General features: G+C 64.5%; 20 protein-coding genes. 11 read left to right on the top strand and 9 right to left on the bottom strand.

What is annotated here, in order from left to right:
• Positions 1 to 314: 314 nt before the first annotated feature.
• The 3 genes from P8H27_RS19675 to P8H27_RS19685 form a co-directional block, all read right to left on the bottom strand.
• Positions 315 to 1,397, bottom strand: coding sequence for a metal-dependent hydrolase (locus P8H27_RS19675; RefSeq protein WP_289639423.1), 1,083 nt, complete (start codon positions 1,395 to 1,397; stop codon positions 315 to 317).
• 120 nt (positions 1,398 to 1,517) lie between these two features.
• The gene (locus P8H27_RS19680) at positions 1,518 to 3,437 is read right to left on the bottom strand and encodes a bifunctional diguanylate cyclase/phosphodiesterase (RefSeq protein ID WP_289639424.1); all 1,920 of its coding nucleotides are present in this window, start codon (positions 3,435 to 3,437) and stop codon (positions 1,518 to 1,520) included.
• A 6-nt stretch (positions 3,438 to 3,443) separates the two neighbouring features.
• Positions 3,444 to 3,962: a hypothetical protein gene (locus tag P8H27_RS19685; protein WP_289639425.1), complete on the bottom strand. Its 519-nt coding sequence runs from the start codon at positions 3,960 to 3,962 to the stop codon at positions 3,444 to 3,446.
• Positions 3,963 to 4,217: 255 nt separating this feature from the next.
• Between P8H27_RS19685 and arfB the strand changes: the two genes are divergently transcribed.
• Together arfB and cysC are read left to right on the top strand one after the other, a co-directional pair.
• Positions 4,218 to 4,631, top strand: a complete 414-nt coding sequence (gene arfB / locus P8H27_RS19690; RefSeq protein ID WP_289639426.1) for an alternative ribosome rescue aminoacyl-tRNA hydrolase ArfB — start codon at positions 4,218 to 4,220, stop codon at positions 4,629 to 4,631.
• A 96-nt stretch (positions 4,632 to 4,727) separates the two neighbouring features.
• Positions 4,728 to 5,351 (top strand): adenylyl-sulfate kinase, encoded by a 624-nt coding sequence (gene cysC, locus P8H27_RS19695; protein WP_289639427.1) that lies wholly within the window; start codon positions 4,728 to 4,730, stop codon positions 5,349 to 5,351.
• A gap of 123 nt (positions 5,352 to 5,474) precedes the next feature.
• Here the strand turns inward: cysC and P8H27_RS19700 are convergent, their stop codons facing one another.
• The 6 genes from P8H27_RS19700 to gap form a co-directional block, all read right to left on the bottom strand.
• The gene (locus P8H27_RS19700; RefSeq protein WP_289639428.1) at positions 5,475 to 5,993 is read right to left on the bottom strand and encodes a DoxX family membrane protein; all 519 of its coding nucleotides are present in this window, start codon (positions 5,991 to 5,993) and stop codon (positions 5,475 to 5,477) included.
• Positions 5,990 to 6,769: a DUF2063 domain-containing protein gene (locus P8H27_RS19705; RefSeq protein WP_289639429.1), complete on the bottom strand. Its 780-nt coding sequence runs from the start codon at positions 6,767 to 6,769 to the stop codon at positions 5,990 to 5,992. Before P8H27_RS19705 ends, P8H27_RS19700 begins: the two co-directional genes overlap by 4 nt.
• Positions 6,766 to 7,668: a DUF692 domain-containing protein gene (locus P8H27_RS19710; RefSeq protein WP_289639430.1), complete on the bottom strand. Its 903-nt coding sequence runs from the start codon at positions 7,666 to 7,668 to the stop codon at positions 6,766 to 6,768. Before P8H27_RS19710 ends, P8H27_RS19705 begins: the two co-directional genes overlap by 4 nt.
• Positions 7,669 to 7,690: 22 nt before the next feature.
• A complete protein-coding gene (locus tag P8H27_RS19715) occupies positions 7,691 to 8,002 on the bottom strand; it encodes a DUF2282 domain-containing protein (protein WP_289639431.1) in 312 nt (103 codons plus the stop codon).
• 480 nt (positions 8,003 to 8,482) lie between these two features.
• Entirely contained in the window at positions 8,483 to 8,947 is a 465-nt protein-coding gene (locus tag P8H27_RS19720; protein ID WP_289639432.1) for a methylglyoxal synthase, read from the bottom strand.
• A 140-nt stretch (positions 8,948 to 9,087) separates the two neighbouring features.
• Positions 9,088 to 10,089, bottom strand: a complete 1,002-nt coding sequence (gap, locus tag P8H27_RS19725) for a type I glyceraldehyde-3-phosphate dehydrogenase (protein ID WP_289639433.1) — start codon at positions 10,087 to 10,089, stop codon at positions 9,088 to 9,090.
• Positions 10,090 to 10,224: 135 nt separating this feature from the next.
• Between gap and edd the strand changes: the two genes are divergently transcribed.
• From edd to P8H27_RS19770, 9 genes are all read left to right on the top strand, one after another.
• Positions 10,225 to 12,051, top strand: coding sequence for a phosphogluconate dehydratase (gene edd, locus P8H27_RS19730; protein WP_289639434.1), 1,827 nt, complete (start codon positions 10,225 to 10,227; stop codon positions 12,049 to 12,051).
• Positions 12,048 to 13,004 (top strand): glucokinase, encoded by a 957-nt coding sequence (locus tag P8H27_RS19735; RefSeq protein ID WP_289639435.1) that lies wholly within the window; start codon positions 12,048 to 12,050, stop codon positions 13,002 to 13,004. The genes edd and P8H27_RS19735 overlap by 4 nt, the downstream gene beginning before the upstream one ends.
• A gap of 42 nt (positions 13,005 to 13,046) precedes the next feature.
• A complete protein-coding gene (locus P8H27_RS19740) occupies positions 13,047 to 13,775 on the top strand; it encodes a response regulator (RefSeq protein ID WP_289639436.1) in 729 nt (242 codons plus the stop codon).
• On the top strand, positions 13,768 to 15,213 hold the full coding sequence (locus tag P8H27_RS19745) for an ATP-binding protein (RefSeq protein WP_289639437.1): 1,446 nt from the start codon (positions 13,768 to 13,770) through the stop codon (positions 15,211 to 15,213). Before P8H27_RS19740 ends, P8H27_RS19745 begins: the two co-directional genes overlap by 8 nt.
• Before the next feature lie 172 nt (positions 15,214 to 15,385).
• Positions 15,386 to 16,639 carry an ABC transporter substrate-binding protein gene (locus tag P8H27_RS19750; RefSeq protein ID WP_289639438.1) on the top strand — a complete coding sequence of 418 codons (1,254 nt, stop codon included), beginning with the start codon at positions 15,386 to 15,388 and terminating at the stop codon, positions 16,637 to 16,639.
• Between the two features lie 300 nt (positions 16,640 to 16,939).
• The gene (locus P8H27_RS19755; protein WP_289639439.1) at positions 16,940 to 17,848 is read left to right on the top strand and encodes a carbohydrate ABC transporter permease; all 909 of its coding nucleotides are present in this window, start codon (positions 16,940 to 16,942) and stop codon (positions 17,846 to 17,848) included.
• Entirely contained in the window at positions 17,841 to 18,671 is an 831-nt protein-coding gene (locus P8H27_RS19760; RefSeq protein WP_289639440.1) for a carbohydrate ABC transporter permease, read from the top strand. The genes P8H27_RS19755 and P8H27_RS19760 overlap by 8 nt, the downstream gene beginning before the upstream one ends.
• A gap of 135 nt (positions 18,672 to 18,806) precedes the next feature.
• Positions 18,807 to 19,958 carry an ABC transporter ATP-binding protein gene (locus tag P8H27_RS19765; protein WP_289639441.1) on the top strand — a complete coding sequence of 384 codons (1,152 nt, stop codon included), beginning with the start codon at positions 18,807 to 18,809 and terminating at the stop codon, positions 19,956 to 19,958.
• A 228-nt stretch (positions 19,959 to 20,186) separates the two neighbouring features.
• Complete coding sequence (locus P8H27_RS19770; RefSeq protein WP_289639442.1) at positions 20,187 to 21,401, top strand: carbohydrate porin; 1,215 nt, start codon at positions 20,187 to 20,189, stop codon at positions 21,399 to 21,401.
• Positions 21,402 to 22,147: the final 746 nt, after the last annotated feature.

Consider the following 22,147-nt stretch of genomic DNA (forward strand, 5'->3'; position numbering starts at 1 on the left):
CCTGCAAGCTCGCGTCCCAGTCCCGCCATGAGGCCGAGTGCAGGTGTTGCGCAGGGGCGCAACCCAAACGTCCAGCACACGCGTTAACGGGCCATGCCAAGCCTTTGGCCGATGCGCACAAACTTGTCCGTCCGGTGTCAAGCTCAACGTCCCCACAGAAATGCGAAGAACCATAAATATAGGCTCGAGAAAATGCCGATCGCCTGGCTTGGGCGCAGCCACCGAGTCGTAGCCTGGATGAGCCCCGGCGCAATCCGGGAGCGGTCTGCAAGGGCAGAATCCGGCTGATCCCGACTCCGCTCTGCTGCACGCCGTCAGCAGTCGTCGCGTTCCGCGGCGCAGGACTGCCGCGCGACGTTCAGCAGAGGCTTTTCCAGGTCGCTGGCCCAGGCCGTCAGGGGCACCTGCAGATCCGCCTGCCAGATCCGCCGCCACAGCACCTGCAAGCGTCGCGGGTCGGCCAGCGGCGACGGCCAGTGCTGGGTTTCCTGATGGAGCTGCCATTCGCCGTTGCGCTGGATGGCAAAGTCGAAGCGGAACGGGTGCACGCCGGTCATGCCCAGGCGTATGTCGGTGACCACCAGGTGCGCGCCGATCTGGTCGTAGCGCAGCATGCCATCGGTGAACCAGGCCAGGCGCTGGTGCGCGGCGGAGTGGGCGAGAACCTCGGCCAGCGCGGTGCCGCGCGGCATGCGGCTGAGTTGCGCTGGCTGCTGGTCGAACCAGCCGACCAGAGCCTCGTGGTAATACGCACCATCCAGCACGATCACGCGCCAGAGCAGGCTGTTGAGTGGCGTCGGGGTGCTGAACAGCGCTTCGGCCTGGATACCCTGGCGGATCAGTTGCGCCTCGACCCGTTGTTCGGCCATGAACTTGCCGGCCAGGGTCGAACCCAGGTAAAGGGTCGACAGGGCCAGGGCGATCAGCGCCGTCTTGGCCGTTTTGTCGCGCAGGCCGAAGACCAGTCCCAGGAGCACGGCCGCAATCAACGGCAGCGTGTAGAGGGGGTCGATGATGAAGACGCTCGACCAGGCGGTGGGCGTCGGCATCAGCGGCCAGAACAGTTGGGTGCCGTAGCTGGTGAAGCTGTCCAGCAGCGGGTGGCTGAGCAGCACCAGGGCCAGGGTCGTGAACAGGCGTCGGCTCGAGTAGCCCGGGTGCAGGCGCCGGGCTAGCCAGGTCAGCAGCAGGGCCGCGCCGAAGAGAACCGGCAATGAATGGCTGAAGCCGCGGTGGTAGGTCATGTTGGCCACGGCGTCGCCGTAATCGATGAGCACATCGAGATCGGGCAGGGTGCCGAGCATGGCGCCATACAACAGCGCCTTGCGTCCCTGCCAGCGGCCGAGCATGGCACTTTGAATAGTCGCCCCGAGCACGGCTTGGGTAATCGAGTCCATCGCAGATGGTTCCGTCGCCAATATGCACTAAACGGTACACCGAGAGTCGCGCGGACGGCTGCCCGGAAATTCAAACCAAAGGTTTCTGCTCATGGTGCACGGGTGGACGGCCCGGCGGGTTCAGGGGGCCAGTTCCTGCTCCTGCTGAGTGACTGATTCGGCGCTGGACAGGGCAAGGTGCTGGCCGCACCAACTGATCAGGCTCGGCAAAGGCATGGGCCGGCCATACCAGTAGCCCTGGGCCTGGTCGCTGCCCAGTGCGAGTACTTGCTGGGCTTCCTGCTCATCTTCGATGCCCTCGCAGGTCACCTGGAAACTAAAGATATGGCATAGCTCGATGATGCTGCGCACCACGTTTTGCAGTTGCGGCTGCTGGCCGATGCCCTGGATGAACGACTTGTCGATCTTGATCCGCTGCACGCGCAGTTCACGCAGATAGGAGAGCGATGAATAGCCGGTGCCGAAGTCGTCGAGCGCCACCTGAATGCCCAATTCGTTGAGTTCGCCGAGGATGCGCGAGCCGTCATGGAAGTTGGCTATGGAAATGGATTCGGTCATCTCCACGATCAGTTGGTTAGCCTGGATAGGCGCCAGGCCAAGCCACTGCGCGAGCTCTTCGGGCAGACTCCGGTTGAACTGCGAGGCGCAGATGTTGATCGAGAAGTACAGCGAACTGCGCAGGTTGTGCGGCAGGGTCAGCAGATCCTGCTTCAGTTGGCGCAGAATCCATTGTCCCAGTGCCGGGCCCAGTTGATTGTTTTCCGCCAGTTCCACCACTTCCAGCGGCGGGATGTAGCCCAGTTCGGGATGTAGCCAGCGCAACAGGACTTCGACCCCCGTCCCCGTCCCTGTCAGGTCGACGATCGGTTGGTAATGCAGGCTCAGGCCCGAGGCCGAGGTTTGCCCTAGGGCGCGCTTGAGATCGCCCAGCAGGTTCTGGTTGCGCAGATAGCGATTGCTGATCTCTTCGCTGAAGACCTCAAGGCCCTTGCCTTGTTTCACGCGCAGTTCACGCAAGGCTAGGGTGGCGAAGTAGTAGAGCTTCTGCAGACTGAGGCGGTTCGCGGGATTGTAGCTCAGGCCAATCCGGGTGGCCACCTGAAACAGATATTTCTCGTGCTGGTAGTCGAAGGTCAGGGTCTGGCCGAGGCGCTGCAGGGTGCCGCTGACCAGTTCCTCGGGAAACCCTTCGGGGAAGGTCATGACGAATTCATCGCCAGCCATTCGGGCGACGAAGCTGCCTTTGGGCTTCAAACGTTCGAGTGTCTCGCCGATACGGCTGAGCAATCGGTCGCCGGCTTCATGGCTGATGTTCTCATTCAGGGCGCGAAAATTACTCAGTTCGATCACCGCCAGGGCTCGGCAGTCCGAGGTTGCCGAGTTCTTCTGCTGGGCCTGGAAGCTGTTGCGGTTGGGCAGCTGGGTGAGCGCATCGAAGCGGGCCAAGAAGCGATTCTTGCGCGCCTCGCGGTACAACAGCAGGCTGAGGCCGCCGCCGCATAACAGCATGCCGAGCAGGAGGAATTGGCTCAGGCTCTGGCTGCTGCGCAAGTCGTCGACGATCCGGGCGGCCTCCGGCCCGGTGAAGTTGTTGACCATCAGTTGCCGAATCGGCGTCTGATAGGTGCCGTAGCGCACGATGGCCTGGTCGATTTCGGGCCCCGGTTGCAGCCTTGGCTGGAACAGCAGGGTTTCATCGCTGCGCAATTGTTCGAAGAGCTGCTTGACCATGGCTTCGGCGTTGAAGCGCTGGCGGATCAGCCGATTTTCCTCGCCGGACAGGAACACCTCGAGACGACTCCACAGCAGGTCGTAGGCCAGCTTCAGCTTTTCCTGGGAGGCGGCCCCCGCGTTGAACAGCTGCAGGGTATTGAGAAAGCGCAGGTGCTCGAACTCCAGTTGGGCGAGCGACCAGGCGGAGATCTGGATTCGGGCGGAGGCCTGTTGAGTGGTGCGCTGGTTATAGACCAGGGAGCTGCCGATACCCACGGCAAAGCCCAGGGTGACCAGGGCGAGGAGCGCATAGCGTAAGCGGCGCATCGGCAATTAGCGCCCGACGTGCAGGGTTTTCAACTGCCAGAGCATCGCCTGCTGGTGTTCTTCCTTGCGCAGTTCGGGGAAGTCGCTCAAGGGGTAGACGATCCAGATCGGCCCCTTGTCGCGCACGCTCATCGGTTGGCCATTCTTGTGGGTTGCCAGGATCACCGGGTATTGCCGGGCGGCTTCGAGGTTGAAGCGGGCGGCGTAGTCGTTCAGGGCGGTTGCCTCGAGCCATTCGCCGCGAGTCTGGAGACTGTCGACCAGCACGCTGAGCCTGGGGCCACGGTAGCTGTCCTGCTGATCGGTCCAGGGCGTCAGGGTCTTGACCTCGACTTGCGGCAAGCGCTCCAGGCGCTCCAGGTCGAACAGTGCCTGGCCGCTGGGGCAGCAGCCGAGCTCGCCGGTCACCGTCAGGATTACCGGGTGTTCAGGCGCATCCTGCCAGCTGTCGCTTGCGCTAATGATCGGGCTGGTTAGCGTCAGGGTCGGCAGCAATAGCATCAGCAGGCTACGGGGAAAGGGCATGGCGAATAACCGAAGAGATAGGGGCGATGCCGCAGCGAGTGTCGGCTATGCCCGTTTTTATTCTTAAGTGCCGCCCTCTGGCGTGCACGTTTTGCCGGAGTGTACGGCTTGGGTTCAGCTGCTGCCAAGCGGCTGGAGGGCTGGTTTCACGCGAGCAGCAGAGGCCTGGCAGGGCCATGCCCTGGCGGGAGGGGTCATGCGGTAGTCTTGGTGAGGGTATATCCTTGCCCTTCTGTCACCGCCGAAGCCTTTGCCATGCTGGAAATTTCCAATAGCGTCCACCTGCCCGACGCTGAAATCGAGTTGACCGCCATCCGGGCGCAAGGCGCCGGTGGGCAGAACGTCAACAAGGTCTCCAGTGCCGTGCATTTACGCTTCGATAGCCAGGCCTCGTCCTTGCCGGCGTTTTACAAGGAGCGCCTGCTGGCGCTGCGCGACAGCCGCATCACGGCTGAGGGCGTGGTGATCATCAAGGCCCAGCAATACCGCACCCAGGAGCAGAACCGCGCCGATGCCCTGGCGCGACTGGCCGAGTTGATCCGCAATGCGGTTAAAACCGAAAAGGCCCGGCGTCCAACCAAGCCCACCCTGGGCTCGAAAAAGCGCCGCCTGGAAGGCAAGAACAAACGCGGGACGATCAAGGCGGGCAGGGCCAGGGTGGATTTCTGAGCGCCGCTGCGCTGCGCGCCTTCAAGGCCGAGGTGCCTGAGTCGGCCGGCCCGTTTCCGCAACAAGATCGCGTCCGTTCAATCTGGAGAACCTCGTATGGATAGCCCCGCTCAGACCCCGGTCAGCCGTGCCCAGCGCGAATTGCGCAACGGCCACGGCGCCGCCGTGCTGCTGCTCACCGGCTTGTCTGGCGCCGGCAAGAGCACCCTGGCCCAGGCCTTGGCGCGCCGGCTGTTCGAGCTGGGCGCGCACAGTTACGTGCTGGATGGCGACGAGCTGCGCAGCGGCCTGAATGCGGATCTGGGTTTTACTGCTGGGGCGCGCCGGGAAAACCTGCGGCGCAGTGCCGAGACGGCGCGTCTGCTGGCTGACTCAGGTGCGCTGGTGATCGCCGCGCTGATCGCACCGTTGGCCGAGTCCCGCGGCTACTGGCGCGAGCGGGTCGGGGCGCCGTTCTTCGAGGTCTGGTGCTGCGCCAGCTTGCAGGTCTGCGAGGCGCGTGATGCCAAGGGCTTGTACGCCCGGGCGCGGGCCGGCGAGCTGGCCGATTTCACCGGTATCTCCGCTCCCTACGAGGCGCCGTTGCAGGCGGATCTGGTGATCGACAGCGGCCGCTGCAACGTCGAGGAAAGCGTCGAACTGCTGCTGCGGATGCTGCGTCGGCATGCGCTGCTGGCGCCCGAGGAAAACTTAGGCACGAATGACCACGCCTCTGGATGAGTTGCGAGTCTTTGTCGAGGTGGTGAATCGCTGCCTCAACAGGCACTGGCCTCGCGCATCGCCTGCGTTCGCGATTATCGGGGTCGTCAGCCCGGCCAGGCGAATTAGCCGGCTTGTTGCCGGTTAGCGAGTGTAGCCATAACGACGGGCAATCAGGTGGTCGATGGCCAGTATCCCCGGGCCCTTGGCCGCGAGCAGCAACAACACGGCCGCCCAGAGCCCGTGGGTCGGATAGGCGCCCGGGTAGACGAACAGCTGAATGACCAGGGTCATGCCGAGCAGGGCCAGCGCGGAGAAGCGACTGGCCAGGCCGAGCAGGATCAGCAGCGGGAACAGGTGCTCGCTGAAGGCGGCCAGGTACGCGGCCAGTTCGGCCGGCAGCAACGGCAGCCGGTACTCTTCCTCGAACAGCGGGATGGCCGAGGCGGAAAGCTGCGGCAGGCCGAATTCGAAGGTGCCGGAAACGAGATCGATGGCCAGGCCTTCGATCTTGGTCTGCCCGGATTTCCAGAAGGTCGCGGCAATCGAGAAGCGGGCGAGGAGGGCGACCAGGCTGTAGGGGATCAGCGTGCACAGGTCGATCGCCCGGGCGATCAGGCGGACAGGTGTGGCCACGGGTAGCGGAGCGTTGGTGTCGGTCATGGGCGTTGCCTTTCGCTGGCGTAACTGGAATGGATGATTGCACCCGTGCGCAGCAGCTGGGTCAGGCAGGCGCCCAGGTCGAAAGCGTTATCCAGCGCGCAGGCGTGCTCGGCAGCGCGCCCGAGGGGTTGCTGTTGTTGCAGGGCTTGGATGAAATGGACGTCGCCTTGGCGTATGCCGATCACTTCGACCTCCAGCTCATGGCGCAGCACCAGGGCGCATTGCGCCTGGTAGGGATCCACGTCGGCAAGCGCCAGTGCGCCTTGGTGAGCGCCCCACAGCGAGACCACTGCGAAGGCCGAATCGAGCAGGCCGAGCGAAGGGTGCAGGCGCAACAGCAGGGCGCCGAGGCTGTCCGGCGCGGCCAGGGCCGTCGTTAGCACATCGCTGGCCAAGGCCTCGGCGTCGGCCGCGTGGTAGGCGCGGACGCGCAGCAGTTCGAGGCGCGCCACGTCCGCCAGGTAAGGCAGGCCACTGGCGGGGGCGAATGTTTCGATGAAGCCGGGGAAGCTGGCACCGTAGTCGGCGAGGATCGGCGAGCGTGGCGGCGAGTTGCGCACATAGACGGCCGCCATGGCGCGAAAGAAGTCGCTGCCCACCAACTGCTGCACCACCGGGCAACTGGCGGCCAGGGCATCGATCAGCGAGCTGAGTACGTTATTGCGGTAGACGGCGAAACGCGCGGCCGGGGCAGAGCCGTTCCACGCCTTCAGGTCTGCGGGACAGTCGCGTTGCGGGTCGAGCAGCGCCGCGACGAAGTCGTGTTGGGTGCTCATGCCTGAACCTCATGCCCGCTGCGGCAATAGCTGTCGAGCAGCGTCTGGGCGTGGCGTGCCTCCTGTAGCAATACCTCCAGCGGCGGGATGTCGTTGTCCCGCTCAAGCAGGGTCGGAGTCGCGCCGATTAATGGCAGAACCTCCGTGTAGAGCCGCCATACGGCGTCGTCGACCGGGGCGCCGTGGTTGTCGATCAGCAAGCGGTCGCCTGCCGCGTCCTGGTCTTCGGCGAAGCCGGCGAGGTGGATCTCGCCAACGGCGCTCAACGGCAGGGCGCGCAGGTAGGCCTGGGCATCCCAGTGGTGGTTGACGCTGGAGACATAGGCGTTGTTGACGTCCAGCAGCAGGCCGCAGCCGGTGCGGCGTACGACCTCGCGGATAAACGCGGCTTCGTCCATGGTCGAGCTGGAGAACTCGACATAGGTCGCCGGGTTCTCCAGCAGTAGCTGACGCTGTAAGCGGCTTTGCACCTGGTCGATATGCTCGCAGACCCGGGCCAGGGTCGCGGCGTCGTAGGCCAGCGGCAGCAGGTCGTTGAGAAACATATCGGTATGACTCGACCAGGCCAGGTGTTCGGAAAAGGCCTGCGGCTGATAGCGTTCGAGCAAAGTGGCCAGGCGCTCGAGATGTTCCCGGTCGAGCGGCTGCTGCGCGCCGATTGACAGACCGACGCCATGGATTGACAGCGGATAGCGCTCGCGGATCAGGCCCAGGTAATGATGGAAGGGCCCGCCCGCCACCAGGTAGTTCTCGGCATGCACCTCGAAGAAGCCGAGCGCGGGGCTGGCGTCGAGGATCTGCTGGTAGTGCTGCGGTTTCAGGCCGATGCCGGCCCGGCAGGGCAGCTGGGGTTGCCATGCAGGAGCGCTGCCGGCATCGCGGGTTGGCGAGGCGATCATTATCAGCGCTCCTGCTGGGCGGTCAGGACTTCTTCATTTCTTTGAAGGCTTCGAGTTGGCCAAAACCGGTCGCGGAAGTCGGCGAGGCGGTCTGCTCGCAGGTGCCTTTAGGGACGAACTTCCAGGCGTTGCCCTGGTAGTCGACCTTAGCGGTGCCTGCGCAGGTGGTGCCCGCTCCGGCGGCGCAATCGTTCTTGCCTTTCATGGCCACGCCAAAACACTTCTCGTTCTCTGCCGCTTGGGCCGTGAGGGGGACGCTGGCGATCGTCAGGGCAGCGCCCAGGGCAAGCGCGAGGGCAGCGACTGAAACAGCATGGGAAGCGGTGGTGTTCATCTGGGTAGCTCCGTTTTAGCGATTGATACAGCACATATTGATGTAGCACATGGAGCGGCATGCCGTAGCGAGTGCTTCGCCTTGGCTGCAATTGCCGTTCTTGTCTTACTGACGGGGCTGGGCCGGTTTTGTTACAGGCCTTCGCGTAAAAAAACGCCCATAGCCCCGCACTGGCTGGGTTATGGCGGGTTTCCTGGGGTTGCCGTGAGCGATGTGGGCGCCGCGCCGAGGGGCGGCGTTAGTGATGCCCGCCGCCGGTAGCTCGGCGGCGGGCGCCGGTTAACAGGCCGTTGAAAAATGTAGACGAGGCAGCCAAGACAAGGCAAAAATGGCCGAAACGCAGCGCAGCGGAGTAACAGCCACAGGCTGGCCCGCAGGCCGAGCGAAGCGAGTCAAAAGCGGAATTTACTGTAGTAAATGAGCATTTTGAGGTCATTTTTAACGCAGCATTGGCAACGTAGGTAGTTTTTCAACAGTCTGCTAACTGCGGGCGGCGAGGTAGGCGCTGTAGTCGGGGATGCGGTAATCGTGGGCCTGATCCAGCAGCACGCTGCCGAGCATGTAGTCGGCGCTGCTTTCGTTGCAGGCCACCGGGATATTCCATACTGCGGCGACCCGCAGCAGCGCCTTGATATCCGGGTCATGGGGCTGCTGCTCGAAGGGATCCCAGAAGAACACCAGCATGTCCACTCGCCGTTCGGCGATGCGCGCGCCCAGTTGCTGGTCGCCGCCGAGCGGGCCGCTGATCATGCTTTCGATCGGCAGCTTGAGGCGCCGGCCGAGCAGCAGGCCGGTGGTGCCGGTGGCCAGCAGGTGGTGCCTGGCCAGCTTGTCGCGCTGGCGTTCGCTCCAGTCGAGGAGGAATTCCTTGCAGTGGTCGTGGGCGACCAGGGCAATGCGCTTGCGCTCGGGCAGGGTGGCGGTGGTAAAGCTGATACGGCTCATATTCGAGTCCTGGAATTGGTTAGGGTATCAGGACGCATCGTAGGAGCGGGCCATGCCCGCGATCCATAGTCTGACAGGCGTTATCGCGACCATGGAACTCGGCGTCCCCGCGGCTCCTACGGGCTTGCAGCGCAGCAGCTTCAGGGTGCCGTACACAGCGCCAGGCAGGTGTCGAGCATCCTGTTGGAGAAACCCCACTCGTTGTCGTACCAGGCCATGACCTTCACCAGCCTGCCGCTGACCTTGGTGTGGTTGGCATCGAAGATCGACGACAGCGGGTTGTGGTTGAAGTCGCAGGACACCAGCGGCAGGCTGTTGTAGCCCAGTACCGGCGAGGTGCGGCTGGCGCTCAACAGCAGTTGGTTGATTTCTTCGGCGGTGGTATCGCGTTTGACCTGCAGGCACAGGTCGACCAGCGAGACGTTGATCACCGGCACCCGCACGGCCATGCCGGTGAGTTTGCCGGCCAGTTCCGGCAGCACCAGGCCGACGGCTTCGGCGGCGCCGGTCTTGGTCGGAATCATCGACTGGGTGGCCGAGCGGGCGCGGTAGGGGTCGCTGTGGTAGACGTCGGAGAGGTTCTGGTCGTTGGTGTAGGCGTGGATGGTGGTCATCAGGCCGTGCTCGATGCCCAGTTCGCGCTGCAGCACCTGGGCCACCGGGGCCAGGCAGTTGGTGGTGCAGGAGGCGTTGGAGATTATCTGCATCGACTGGCGCAGAACCTCGTGGTTGACGCCGTAGACGATGGTGGCGTCGGCGCCCTTGGCCGGTGCCGAGATGATCACCTTGCGTGCACCGGCGGCGAGGTGGGCGGCGGCCTTGTCGCGCTCGGTGAACAACCCGGTGCATTCGAACACCACGTCGACCTTGAGCGCCTTCCACGGCAGTTCGGCCGGGTTGCGAATGGCGCTGACGGCGATGCGATCGCCGTTGACCGTCAGACTTTCGCCATCGCTGTCGACACTGCCGGCGAAAATGCCGTGCACGCTGTCGTATTTGAGCAGGTGGGCATTCATCGCGCTGTCGCCGAGGTCATTAATGGCGACCACCTGCAGCTGTTGGCGGTAGTCTTGGTCGTAGAGGGCGCGCAACACATTGCGGCCGATGCGGCCAAAACCGTTGATGGCGATGCGTATAGTCATGGGAGAGGTTCCGGTCTGGTTTTGTTGTTGGAATTACAAGATTATTCCCGTAAGTGTAGAAATCAAGTGTTTTAAGTGGCAATATTTTTGTACTAAGTACAAAACATCGCGTCCCATTCGCCAGGAGTCCAGCACATGCATCCCCGCGTTCTTGAGGTAACCGACCGTCTGATTGCCCGCAGCCGTGCCACGCGCGAGCCCTACCTGGCGATGATTCGCGCGGCGGCCAGCGAAGGCCCGCAGCGCGGCAAGCTGCAATGTGCCAATTTCGCCCACGGCGTGGCCGGCTGCGGCAGCGAAGACAAGCAGGCCCTGCGCCTGATGAATGCCGCCAACGTGGCGATTGTTTCTGCTTATAACGACATGCTCTCGGCCCACCAGCCTTACCAGCATTACCCGGAACAGATCAAGCAGGCCCTGCGCGAAATCGGCTCGGTCGGCCAGTTCGCCGGCGGCGTGCCGGCCATGTGCGACGGCGTGACCCAGGGCGAGCCGGGCATGGAGCTGGGCATCGCCAGCCGCGAGGTGATCGCCATGGCCACCGCGGTGGCGCTGTCGCACAACATGTTCGACGCCGCGCTGTACCTGGGGATTTGCGACAAGATCGTGCCCGGCCTGCTGATGGGCGCCCTGCGTTTCGGCCACCTGCCGAGCCTGTTCGTGCCGGCCGGGCCCATGCCGTCCGGGCTGTCGAACAAGGACAAGGCCGACGTGCGCCAGCGCTATGCCGAGGGCAAGGCGACGCGCGACGAACTGCTGGCCGCCGAGATGGCCGCCTACCACAGCCCCGGCACCTGCACCTTCTACGGCACCGCCAATACTAACCAACTGCTGATGGAGGTGATGGGCCTGCACCTGCCGGGCGCTTCCTTCATCAACCCCAACACCCCGCTGCGCGATGCCCTGACCCACGAGGCGGCGCAGCAGGTCACCCGCCTGAGCAAGCAGAGCGGGCAGTTCATGCCGCTCGGCGAGATCGTCGACGAACGCTGCCTGGTCAACTCCATCGTCGCCCTGAGTGCCACCGGCGGCTCGACCAACCACACCCTGCACATGCCGGCCATCGCCCGGGCCGCGGGGATCCAGCTGACCTGGCAGGACATGGCCGACCTGTCGGCCGTGACGCCGACCCTGGCCCACGTCTATCCCAACGGCAAGGACGACATCAACCATTTCCAGGCCGCCGGCGGCATGGCCTTCCTCATCCGCGAGCTGCTCGATGCGGGGCTGCTGCACGAGAACGTCAACACCGTGGCCGGTCACGGCCTCAGTCGTTACACCCGCGAGCCCTTCCTCGACGACGGCCAACTGGTCTGGCGCGACGGCCCGCGCAAGAGCCACGACCAAAGCGTGCTGCGCCCGGTGGCCAATCCCTTCTCCGCCGAGGGCGGCCTGCGCCTGATGCAGGGCAACCTCGGCCGCGGGGTGATGAAGGTCTCCGCCGTGGCCCTGGAGCACCAGTTGGTCGAGGCCCCGGCGTTGGTGTTCGAGGATCAGCAGCAACTGGCCGATGCCTTCAAGGCCGGCGAGCTGGAGCGCGACTTCGTCGCGGTGATGCGCTTCCAGGGGCCGCGCAGCAACGGCATGCCGGAGCTGCACAAGATGACCCCGTTCCTCGGCGTGTTGCAGGATCGCGGCTTCAAGGTGGCGCTGGTCACCGACGGGCGCATGTCCGGCGCTTCGGGCAAGATCCCGGCGGCCATCCATGTCTGTCCCGAAGCCTTCGGCGGCGGGCCGCTGGCGTTGGTGCGCGACGACGACCGGATCCGCCTCGATGGCCACACCGGCGAATTGCAGCTGCTGGTCGATGCCGCCGAGCTGGCCGCGCGCGAGCCGGCGCTCGGCACCCTGGACAATGCCGTGGGCTGCGGCCGCGAGCTGTTCGCCTTTATGCGTCAGTCCTTCAGCTCGGCGGAGCAGGGCGCCAGCGCCTTCACCGCCAGCCTGGAGTCGCTGCAGTGAAACTGGCCCTGGTCGGTGACATTGGCGGCACCAACGCACGCTTCGCCCTGTGGCGCGACCAGCAGCTGGAGTCGGTGCGGGTGCTGGCCACCGCCGACTTTCCGAGGCCGGAACAGGCGATCCGCGCCTACCTGAGCGAACTCGGCCTGGCGCTGGGCGCGGTCGATTCGGTGTGCCTGGCCTGCGCCGGGCCGGTCAGCGGCGACCTGTTCCGCTTCACCAACAACCACTGGCGCATCAGCCGCTCGGCCTTCTGCCGCGAGCTGCAGGTGCGCGAGTTGCTGCTGGTCAACGATTTTTCCGCCATGGCCCTGGGCATGACCCGCCTGCGCGATGGCGAGCGGCTGCTGGTCTGTCCCGGCGAGCCGGAGGCGGATCGCCCGGTGGTGGTGATCGGTCCGGGCACCGGCCTGGGCGTCGGTAGCCTGCTGGCGCTGGCCGACGGCAGCTGGCGGGCCTTGCCCGGCGAGGGCGGGCATGTCGACCTGCCGATCGGCAGCCCGCGCGAGGCCGCGCTGTGGCAGCAGCTGTATCGCCAGCTCGGCCATGTGCGTGCCGAGGATGTGCTCAGCGGTGGCGGTTTACTGGTGCTCTATCGCGCTATCTGCGCCCTTGATGGCCATGCAGTGCGCCTGAACTCGCCGGCCGAGGTTACCGCCGCGGCGCTGGCTGGCGATGCCGTGGCGCTGGCGGTGCTGGAGCAGTTCTGCTGCTGGCTCGGTCGCGCCGCCGGCAACAACGTGCTGAGCCTGGGCGCGCGCGGCGGCGTGTATATCGTCGGCGGCGTGGTGCCGCGCTTCGCCGAGCTGTTCCTGGTCAGCGGCTTCGCCCGTTGCCTGCGCGACAAGGGCTGCATGAGCGATTACTTCGAGGGCATCCCGGTGTGGCTGGTGACGGCCGAGTACCCTGGTTTGATGGGCGCGGGCGTGGCCTTGCAGCAGGCTTCTGTGTAGGGTGCGTGCGCGTTAGCCCCATAACAATTAGGACGGCGGAGCATGAGCCAGCCCGGAAAATCGATTCTGCTGGTCGACGACGACCAGGAAATTCGCGAATTGCTGCACGCCTACCTGAGCCGTGCCGGCTTTCAGGTGCGCACCGTCGGCGATGGCGCGGGCTTTCGCCAGGGTCTGTGCGCCGAACCGGCCGATCTGGTGATTCTCGATGTGATGCTGCCCGACGAGGATGGCTTCAGCCTCTGTCGCTGGGTGCGCGAGCACCAACGTTTCGCCCAGGTGCCGATCATCATGCTCACCGCCAGCTCGGACGAGACCGACCGGGTGATCGGCCTGGAACTGGGCGCCGACGATTACCTGGGCAAGCCGTTCAGCCCGCGCGAGCTGCTGGCGCGGATCAAGGCCTTGCTACGCCGCGCGCATTTCAGCCAGGAGCGTGGCAGCGAGGTATTGGCCTTCGACGAGTGGCGCCTGGACATGGTCAGCCATCGGCTGTTCCATGCCGACGGCGAGGAGGTGATCCTCTCCGGTGCCGACTTCGCCCTGCTCAAGCTGTTTCTCGATCACCCGCAGCAGATTCTCGATCGTGACACCATCGGCAATGCCACCCGTGGCCGCGAGGTGATGCCGTTGGAGCGTATCGTCGACATGGCGGTCAGCCGCCTGCGCCAGCGTTTGCGCGATACCGGCAAGCCGGCGCGGCTGATCCGCACGGTGCGCGGCAGCGGTTACCAGTTGGCCGCGACTGTTACGGCGCAGCAGCATGTTTGACTGGCGTCGGCTGTTACCGGTGCCGCGCTCGCTGCTCGGGCGCATGTTGCTGCTGACCCTGTTGGTGGTGCTGCTGGCGCAGGCGCTGTCCAGTGTGATCTGGGTCTCGCAGTTGCGCGCCAGCCAGATGGAGGGTCTGCTCACCAGTGCGCGCAGCCTGGCCCAGTCGATGGCCGCCAGCGTCGGCTACTTCCGCTCGCTGCCCCTCGGCTACCGGCCCATGGTGCTCGACCAGCTGCGCAATATGGGCGGCACGCGCTTCTTCGTTTCGCTCAACGACAAGCCACTGGATATGCAGGTGCTGCCGCAGACCCCGCGCAAGCGCGCGGTGCTCGATGCGGTTGACGCCACTCTGCGCGAGCGGCTGGGCAAGGATCTGGATCTGTTGGTGCAGTTCGTCAGCCCGGACGACCTGCGCATCTTCAACAGCGCGCTGAAGCTCGACCAGTTGCCGCGTTCCTGGGCGCACTACGCCCTGAGCCTGGAGCCGCTCAATCCGCCGGTGCTGGTGACCCAGATCCAGATCGCTCCGGGGGAGTGGCTGTACCTCGCCTCGCTGCTGCCCGAGCCCTATGCCGGCTTGGAGCAGCAGGGGCTGCCGGCCCAGCAGCTGTGGTTCATCATCCTCACCAGCAGCTTCCTGCTGCTGTTCATCGGCATTCTGGTGCACTGGCAGAGTCGCCCGCTCAAGCGTCTGGCGCTGGCCGCGCGGGAGATGTCGCTGGGCAGCGAGGTCGAGCCGCTGCCAGAGGCGGGCGGCAGCGAGGTGGTCGAGGTCAGCCGCGCGTTCAACGCCATGCGCGAGCGCATCGGCCGTTACCTGCGCGAGCGCAGCCAGTTGTTCAGCGCCATTTCCCATGACCTGCGCACGCCCATTACCCGTCTGCGTCTGCGCGTCGAACTGCTCGACGACGAAGCGGTGCAGGCTAAGTTCAGTCGCGACCTGGACGAACTGGAGATGCTGGTCAAGGGCGCCCTGCAGTGCGTCAAGGACACCGACATTCACGAGAACATCGAGCCGGTCGACCTCAACCAGCTGCTCAATTACGTGGTCGAGCCCTACCTGGCGCCGGCCGGTAATGGTCGGGTGACCCTGGATGGCCAGGCGTGCGCGGCCTATCCCGGCAAACCCCTGGCGCTCAAGCGCTGCATCGGCAATCTGGTGGACAACGCGCTGAAGTATGGGCAGAACGCCCACCTGCATATCGAGGACGATGGCCAGGCCTTCGTCCTGCATGTCGACGACGAGGGGCCTGGGGTGCCCGAGCAGCGCCTGGAACAGGTGTTCGAACCGCATTTCCGCCTGGCCGGGCAGCAGCAGGGCTACGGCCTGGGCCTGGGTATCGCGCGCAACATCGCTCACAGTCACGGCGGCGAGCTGAGCCTGCGCAACCTGCGCGAGGGCGGGCTGCGGGTAACCCTGAGCCTGCCACGATGATGGGGGCCGTAGGGCACGCCGTGCGCACCCTGCGATGTTCGTGCTTTGTAACCAGTCTGTGACCTTCGCGCATCCCTTCGTTACCCGCCAGGCACCTGGCCTTGGTTAGACTCGATTCCAGCGCAAGCACCAGACTTGCCGGTGCATAACAACAAGAAAGGAACCTGCTCATATGAATGCGATTTCTCGCCTGGCCACTGCTGTTTCCCTCGTGTCTCTGCTGCCCCTGACCGCCCTTGCCGGTGAAGTCGAGGTGCTGCACTGGTGGACCTCCGGTGGCGAAAAGCGCGCCGCCGATACCCTGCAGAAACTGGTCGAAGACCAGGGCCACAGCTGGAAGGACTTCGCCGTCGCCGGCGGCGGTGGCGAAGCGGCCATGACCGTGCTGAAGACCCGCGCCGTCTCCGGCAATCCGCCGGCCGCCGCGCAGATCAAGGGCCCGGACATCCAGGAGTGGGGCGAACTGGGCCTGCTCGCCGACCTCAATCAGGTGGCCGAGCAGAACGGCTGGAATGAGCTGTTGCCGCCCCAGGTGATCGAGACGATGCAGTTCGGCGGCGACTACGTGGCGGTGCCGGTCAACGTGCACCGGGTCAACTGGCTGTGGATCAACCCCGAGGTGTTCGCCAAGGCCGGCGCCACGCCGCCGACCACCCTCGATGAATTCTTCGCCGCCGCGGAAAAACTCAAGGCCGCCGGCTTCATGCCCCTGGCCCATGGCGGTCAGCCCTGGCAGGACAGCACCGTGTTCGAAGACCTGGCCCTGGCGCTGCTCGGCCCCGATGACTTCCACAAGGCCTTCGTCGAACTGGACGAGTCCGTGCTGACCAGTGCCAAGATGGCCGAGGTATTCGCCGCCCTGCAAAAACTGCGCGGCTACGTCGATGCCAATGCCGCCGGTCGCGACTGGAACAGCGCCACCGCCATGGTCATCAACGGCAAGGCCGGCATGCAGATCATGGGCGACTGGGCCAAGAGCGAATGGAGCGCCGCCGGCAAGGTCGCCGGCAGCGATTACCAGTGCCTGCCGTTCCCCGGCACCCAGGGCAGCTTTGCCTACAACATCGACTCGCTGGCCATGTTCAAGCTGGGCGATGCGGACAACCGCAAGGCCCAGGAGGATCTGGCGCGCACCGTGCTGGAGCCGGAGTTCCAGCAGTTCTTCAACCAGAACAAGGGCTCGATCCCGGTGCGTATGGATCAGGACATGAGCAGCTTCGATGCCTGTGCGCAGCAGTCCATGCTCGACTTCAAGGCGGCCGCCGCCAGCGGCGGGCTGCAGCCGAGCCTGGCCCACGGCATGGCCGCCTCCAGCTACGTGCAGGGTGCGGTGTTCGACGTGGTGACTAACTTCTTCAACGACCCCAAGGCCGATCCGAGCAAGGCTGCCCAGCAGCTGGCCGCGGCTATCCAGGCCGTGCAGTAGAGCCAGTCCGGCCGCCGGTGCGCCGGCGGTAATCCAACACGTTTGACCTGCTTATCCCTGGCGCACGCCCTCCGGCGCGCGCCACGGGATCGGCCGTGCCGAGATTCAGGTTCTCCGGGGCAGGGCGGATCGCAGTCGGTAGGGCGGACTCGCCAAGCAGTCCGCCGGCGCTGGCGGCCGGTACGCACAACCGGCGGACTGTTCGCTTCGCTCCTGAGTCCGCCCTACGGGGCCGTTTCACGAGTACGCCTCACGGGGCGGGTTTGTTTTATGCGTCATCGCAACACGACGGAGTGACCCATGAGTTCAATCGCAGTTTTCACCAAGGCCTCACCGCTGGATGCGCTGCAACGCTGGCTGCCCAAGCTGGTGTTGGCGCCGAGCATGCTGATCATTCTGGTCGGCTTCTACGGCTACATCTTCTGGACCTTCCTGCTGTCGTTCACCAGCTCGCGCTTCATGCCCAACTATTCCTGGGTTGGCCTGCAGCAGTACGCCCGCCTGTGGGACAACGACCGCTGGTGGGTGGCGAGCCAGAACCTGCTGGTCTTCGGCGGCCTGTTCATCGGCATCAGCCTGGTGATCGGCGTGCTGCTGGCGGTGCTGCTGGATCAGCGCATTCGCCGCGAAGGCGTTATCCGCACCATTTTTCTCTACCCCATGGCGCTGTCGATGATCGTCACCGGCACCGCCTGGAAGTGGCTGCTCAACCCCGGCCTGGGCATCGACAAGATGCTCCGCGACTGGGGCTGGGAAGGCTTTCGTTTCGACTGGCTGGTGGACCCGGAGCGGGTGGTCTACTGCCTGGTGATCGCCGCGGTCTGGCAGTCCTCGGGCTTCGTCATGGCGCTGTTCCTCGCCGGCCTGCGCGGGGTCGATCAGTCGATCATCCGCGCCGCCCAGGTCGATGGCGCCAGCCTGCCGAACATCTACCTGCGCATCGTCCTGCCGAGCCTGGGCCCGGTGTTCTTCAGCGCCCTGATGATCCTCTCGCACATCGCCATCAAGAGCTTCGACCTGGTCGCCTCGATGACCGCCGGCGGCCCCGGCTACTCCTCCGATCTGCCGGCGATGTTCATGTATGCCCACACCTTCACCCGCGGCCAGATGGGCCTCGGCGCCGCCAGCGCGATCCTGATGCTCGGTGCGGTGCTGGCGATTCTGGTGCCTTACCTGTACTCCGAACTGCGAGGCAAACGCCATGACTAAGCCCGTCAGCCTGAGCCGCCTGGCGATTTACGCCACCCTGTTGGCCGCCTGCGCGGTCTACCTGATCCCGCTGCTGATCATGCTGTTGACCAGCTTCAAGAGCCCGGAAGACATCCGCAGCGGCAACCTGCTGTCCTGGCCCGAGGTGTTCACCGCCATCGGTTGGCTGAAGGCCTGGGACGGCGTCGGCGGCTACTTCTGGAACTCGGTGAAGATCACCATTCCGGCGGTGCTGATTTCCACCCTGCTCGGTGCGTTGAACGGTTATGTGCTGGCTATGTGGCGTTTCCGCGGTTCGCAGTTGTTCTTCGGCCTGCTGCTGTTCGGCTGCTTCCTGCCGTTCCAGGTGGTGCTGCTGCCGGCGTCCTTCACCATCGGCCAGCTCGGCCTGGCCAACACCACCGGCGGCCTGGTGCTGATCCATGTGGTCTATGGCCTGGCCTTCACCACGCTGTTCTTCCGCAACTACTACGTGAGCATCCCGGATGCCCTGGTGCGGGCGGCACGGCTGGATGGCGCGGGCTTCTTCACCATCTTCGGACGCATCCTGCTGCCCATGTCGACCCCGATCATCATGGTCTGCCTGATCTGGCAGTTCACCCAGATCTGGAACGATTTCCTGTTCGGCGTGGTGTTTGCCAGCGGCGATACCCAGCCGATCACCGTGGCCCTGAACAACCTGGTCAACACCAGCACCGGGGCCAAGGAATACAACGTCGACATGGCCGCGGCGATGATCGCCGGCCTGCCGACCCTGGTGGTCTATGTGCTGGCCGGCAAGTACTTCCTGCGTGGGCTCACCGCCGGCGCCGTCAAAGGTTGAAGCTGCTGCGCTCGGTCATGCGGCGTTGGAATCAGGCTCGGAGTGCTCATTTAGCGGCCTAAACTCCGCCTCCTCGCCTGATTCCGCCTTGCCTGACCTTCGCTCGCGACGCTTCAACGATTTTGGAGAGATGAAATGGCAACCCTCGAACTGCGTAACGTCAACAAGTCCTACGGCAGCGGCCTGGTGGACACCCTGAAGAACATCGAGATCGCGATCGACTCCGGCGAGTTCCTGATCCTGGTGGGGCCGTCCGGTTGCGGCAAATCCACCCTGATGAACTGCATCGCCGGCCTGGAAGACATCAGCGGCGGCGCGATTCTGGTCGAAGGCCAGGACATCAGCGGCATGAGCCCCAAGGATCGCGACATTGCCATGGTCTTTCAGTCCTATGCGCTGTACCCGACCATGACGGTGAAGGACAACATCGCCTTCGGCCTGAAGATGCGCAAGCTGGCGCCGGCGGCCATCGAAGAAGAGGTGGCTCGGGTGGCCAAGCTGCTGCAGATCGAACATCTGCTCGAGCGCAAGCCCGGCCAGCTGTCCGGCGGCCAGCAGCAGCGCGTGGCCATGGGCCGGGCGCTGGCGCGGCGGCCGAAGATCTACCTGTTCGACGAGCCGCTGTCCAACCTCGACGCCAAGCTGCGGGTGGAGATGCGCACCGAGATCAAGCTGATGCACCAGCGCCTGAAGACCACCACGGTCTACGTCACCCACGACCAGATCGAGGCCATGACCCTGGGCGACAAGGTGGCGGTGATGAAGGACGGCATCATCCAGCAGTTCGGCACCCCCAGGCAGATCTACAACGACCCGGCCAACCTGTTCGTCGCCAGCTTTATCGGTTCGCCGCCGATGAACTTCATCCCCTTGCGTCTGCAGCGCCGCGACGCTCAGTTGCTGGCGCTGCTCGACTCCGGCCAGGCGCGTTGCGAACTGCCGCTGGGGGCGATGGAGGCGGGTTTCGAGGATCGCGAGGTGATCCTCGGTATTCGTCCCGAGCAGATCCTGCTGGCCACCGCCGAGAGCCGCAATCAGTCGTCGATTCGCGCCGAGGTCGAGGTCATCGAGCCCACCGGGCCGGACACCCTGGTATTCGTCGAACTCAACCAGACCAAGGTCTGCTGCCGCATGGCCCCGGACGATGCGCCGCAGGTGGGGCAAACCCTGGAACTGCAGTTCGATCCGAACAAGGTGCTGCTGTTCGACGCCAAGAGCGGCGAGCGCCTGCTGCCGGGCAAGCCCCTGGCCAGCGGAGGCAAAGTGGCCCAGTTCAAGGCCGGCTAGGTCGCGACGCGTACTGAATCGTAGGAGCGGGCCATGCCCGCGAGCAAGCAAATAGGCGGCATCAAAGCTTCGCGGGCATGGCCTGCTCCTACGGTTATGGCTCGCTCCGCAGGCACGGGCTGGTGCAGATGGTTGGTGGTGCGCCTGGCGTGCCGCCGGGGGAGTAGCGGTCGCGCGAGGATGCGCTCAGAGCGGCAGACAATAACAACAAAACGGAGCAGTTAATTAATGAAAACAACAAGAAACCTTACCTTGGCATTAGCCCTCGCCGGCCTGCCTTTGACTGGCCAGGCCCTGGAATTCAGCGGCTACGTCCGCAGCGGCGCCGGCAGCGCGGACGGCAATGGCAGCCAGTCGTGCTTCCAGTTGCCCGGCGCCCAATCGAAATACCGTCTGGGCAACGAGTGCGAGCAGTACTCGGAGCTGGATCTGCGCCAGGACTTGCTGACCCTGGACGACGGCTCGGTGCTCAGCGTCGAGGGCATGGCGCAGTTGTATAACGCCTACGGCCATACGCCGAAATTCACCGGCGATTACGGTTTCGCCCGGATGAACCAGATGTACGCCGAATGGAGCAAGGTGCCGGCGCTCAACGGCGGCTCGCTGTGGGCCGGGCGGCGCTTCTACAAGCGTAACGACATCCATATCAGTGACTTCTACTACTGGAACCAGAGCGCGACCGGCGCCGGTATCGAGGACTTCGAGCTGGGCGGGTTGAAATACAGCTACGCCTTCTCGCGCAAGGACAGCTATTTCCAGGAGCCCTATATCAACCGCCACGACTTCAACGTCGCCGGTTTCCAGACCAATCCGGGCGGCGAGCTGGAGTTGGGCCTGAGTTATATCGACAAGCCTGACAGTCGGGATGCCCACAGTGGCTGGGCGCTCACCGCGCAGCACAAGCAGGCCGAGTTCCTCGGCGGCAGCAACACCCTGGCCCTGCAGTACGGCCGTGGTCCGGGCACCGGCCTGGGCTATACCGGCGACGTGAGCCTGGATCGCGACAACAAGAGCTATCGCCTGGTGGAAATCTACAACTGGCAGGCCACGCCGAACTGGGGTGGCCAGGCGCAGTTCGTCTACCAGAAGGATGTGCGTCCGGATGGCAGCGACCAGGACTGGCTGTCGGTGGGCGGGCGTACCACCTATGCCTTTACCGAGCAGTTCAAACTGGTGGGTGAGATCGGCCACGACCAGGTCAGTGCCCCGGGCGGTACGCGCAAGCTGAACAAGTTCACCATCGCGCCCACCTGGTCGCCGTCCGGTCCGGGCTTCTGGGCGCGCCCCGAAGTGCGGCTGTACTACACCTACGCCAACTGGAACCAGGCAGCGCAACGTGCCGCCAACGAAATCGCCGCCGGCTCGGCGCTGTCCGACAGCGGTGCCTTCGGCGCCACGCGCCACGGTTCCAACTTCGGTGTGCAGGTCGAGCACTGGTGGTAATCAGGTAACTCTTCTGGCCCGCGTCGAGCACCGGCCCACAGTCGCCACGTTTGCATTCGAGCCGGCAGGCTGACAACCTGATTTTTTGTTTAGCACTCAATGCCCAAGGTGAGGAGTGCTGACGCAAAGGCGAAACGATACTGTGGGTTTTATACCGCAGCGAGTGCCTGCAACCCTGCCAGGAGATGCCGCCGCGCATCCCCTGGCTGAGTTGTTTGTGCCAGGCGCCAAGCCCGGTCTGCGCTGGGTGATGCATCATCAGCGCGAGCGGATGCTGATCGAATATTCATGCTCCAGAGCGCTTTGCTGACTAGGAGCCTGTCGGGCTCAACGCTGTCCTACTGCGGAAAAGCCGGACTGGGTCATTTTTCGCGCTATTTTTAACGGGCATGCCGCGAGAGACACCCCGAATCATGAAAGCCTCTCGCGGCCTACCCGTTTCCCTCATCCGGCGCTGCGCGCCACCTTCTCCCGGAGGGAGAAGGACAAAGGAGATCGTCGCTGCGCGACTTTCACGCTAAATAGAGCGACTATTCGCCTCAAAAGAGCGCAAAAACTGCCTCAAGCCAGCTTCCCCTCGCTACGGACGGTCAAGTCCGACAGGCTCCTACCTGGTGGCGCAGAGGGCTACGACCTCCTCGATCGGGCGTATTGTCGGTAAAAGGGGGCGTTGTGCATCGAGAACGGTTTCGCCGCAGAGCGCTGTTGCAGCTGCAGGGTCTGACCTACATGGCGCCTGTTGCTGA

The organism is Pseudomonas sp. sp1636 (genome assembly GCF_030376615.1).
Classification (GTDB): domain Bacteria; phylum Pseudomonadota; class Gammaproteobacteria; order Pseudomonadales; family Pseudomonadaceae; genus Aquipseudomonas.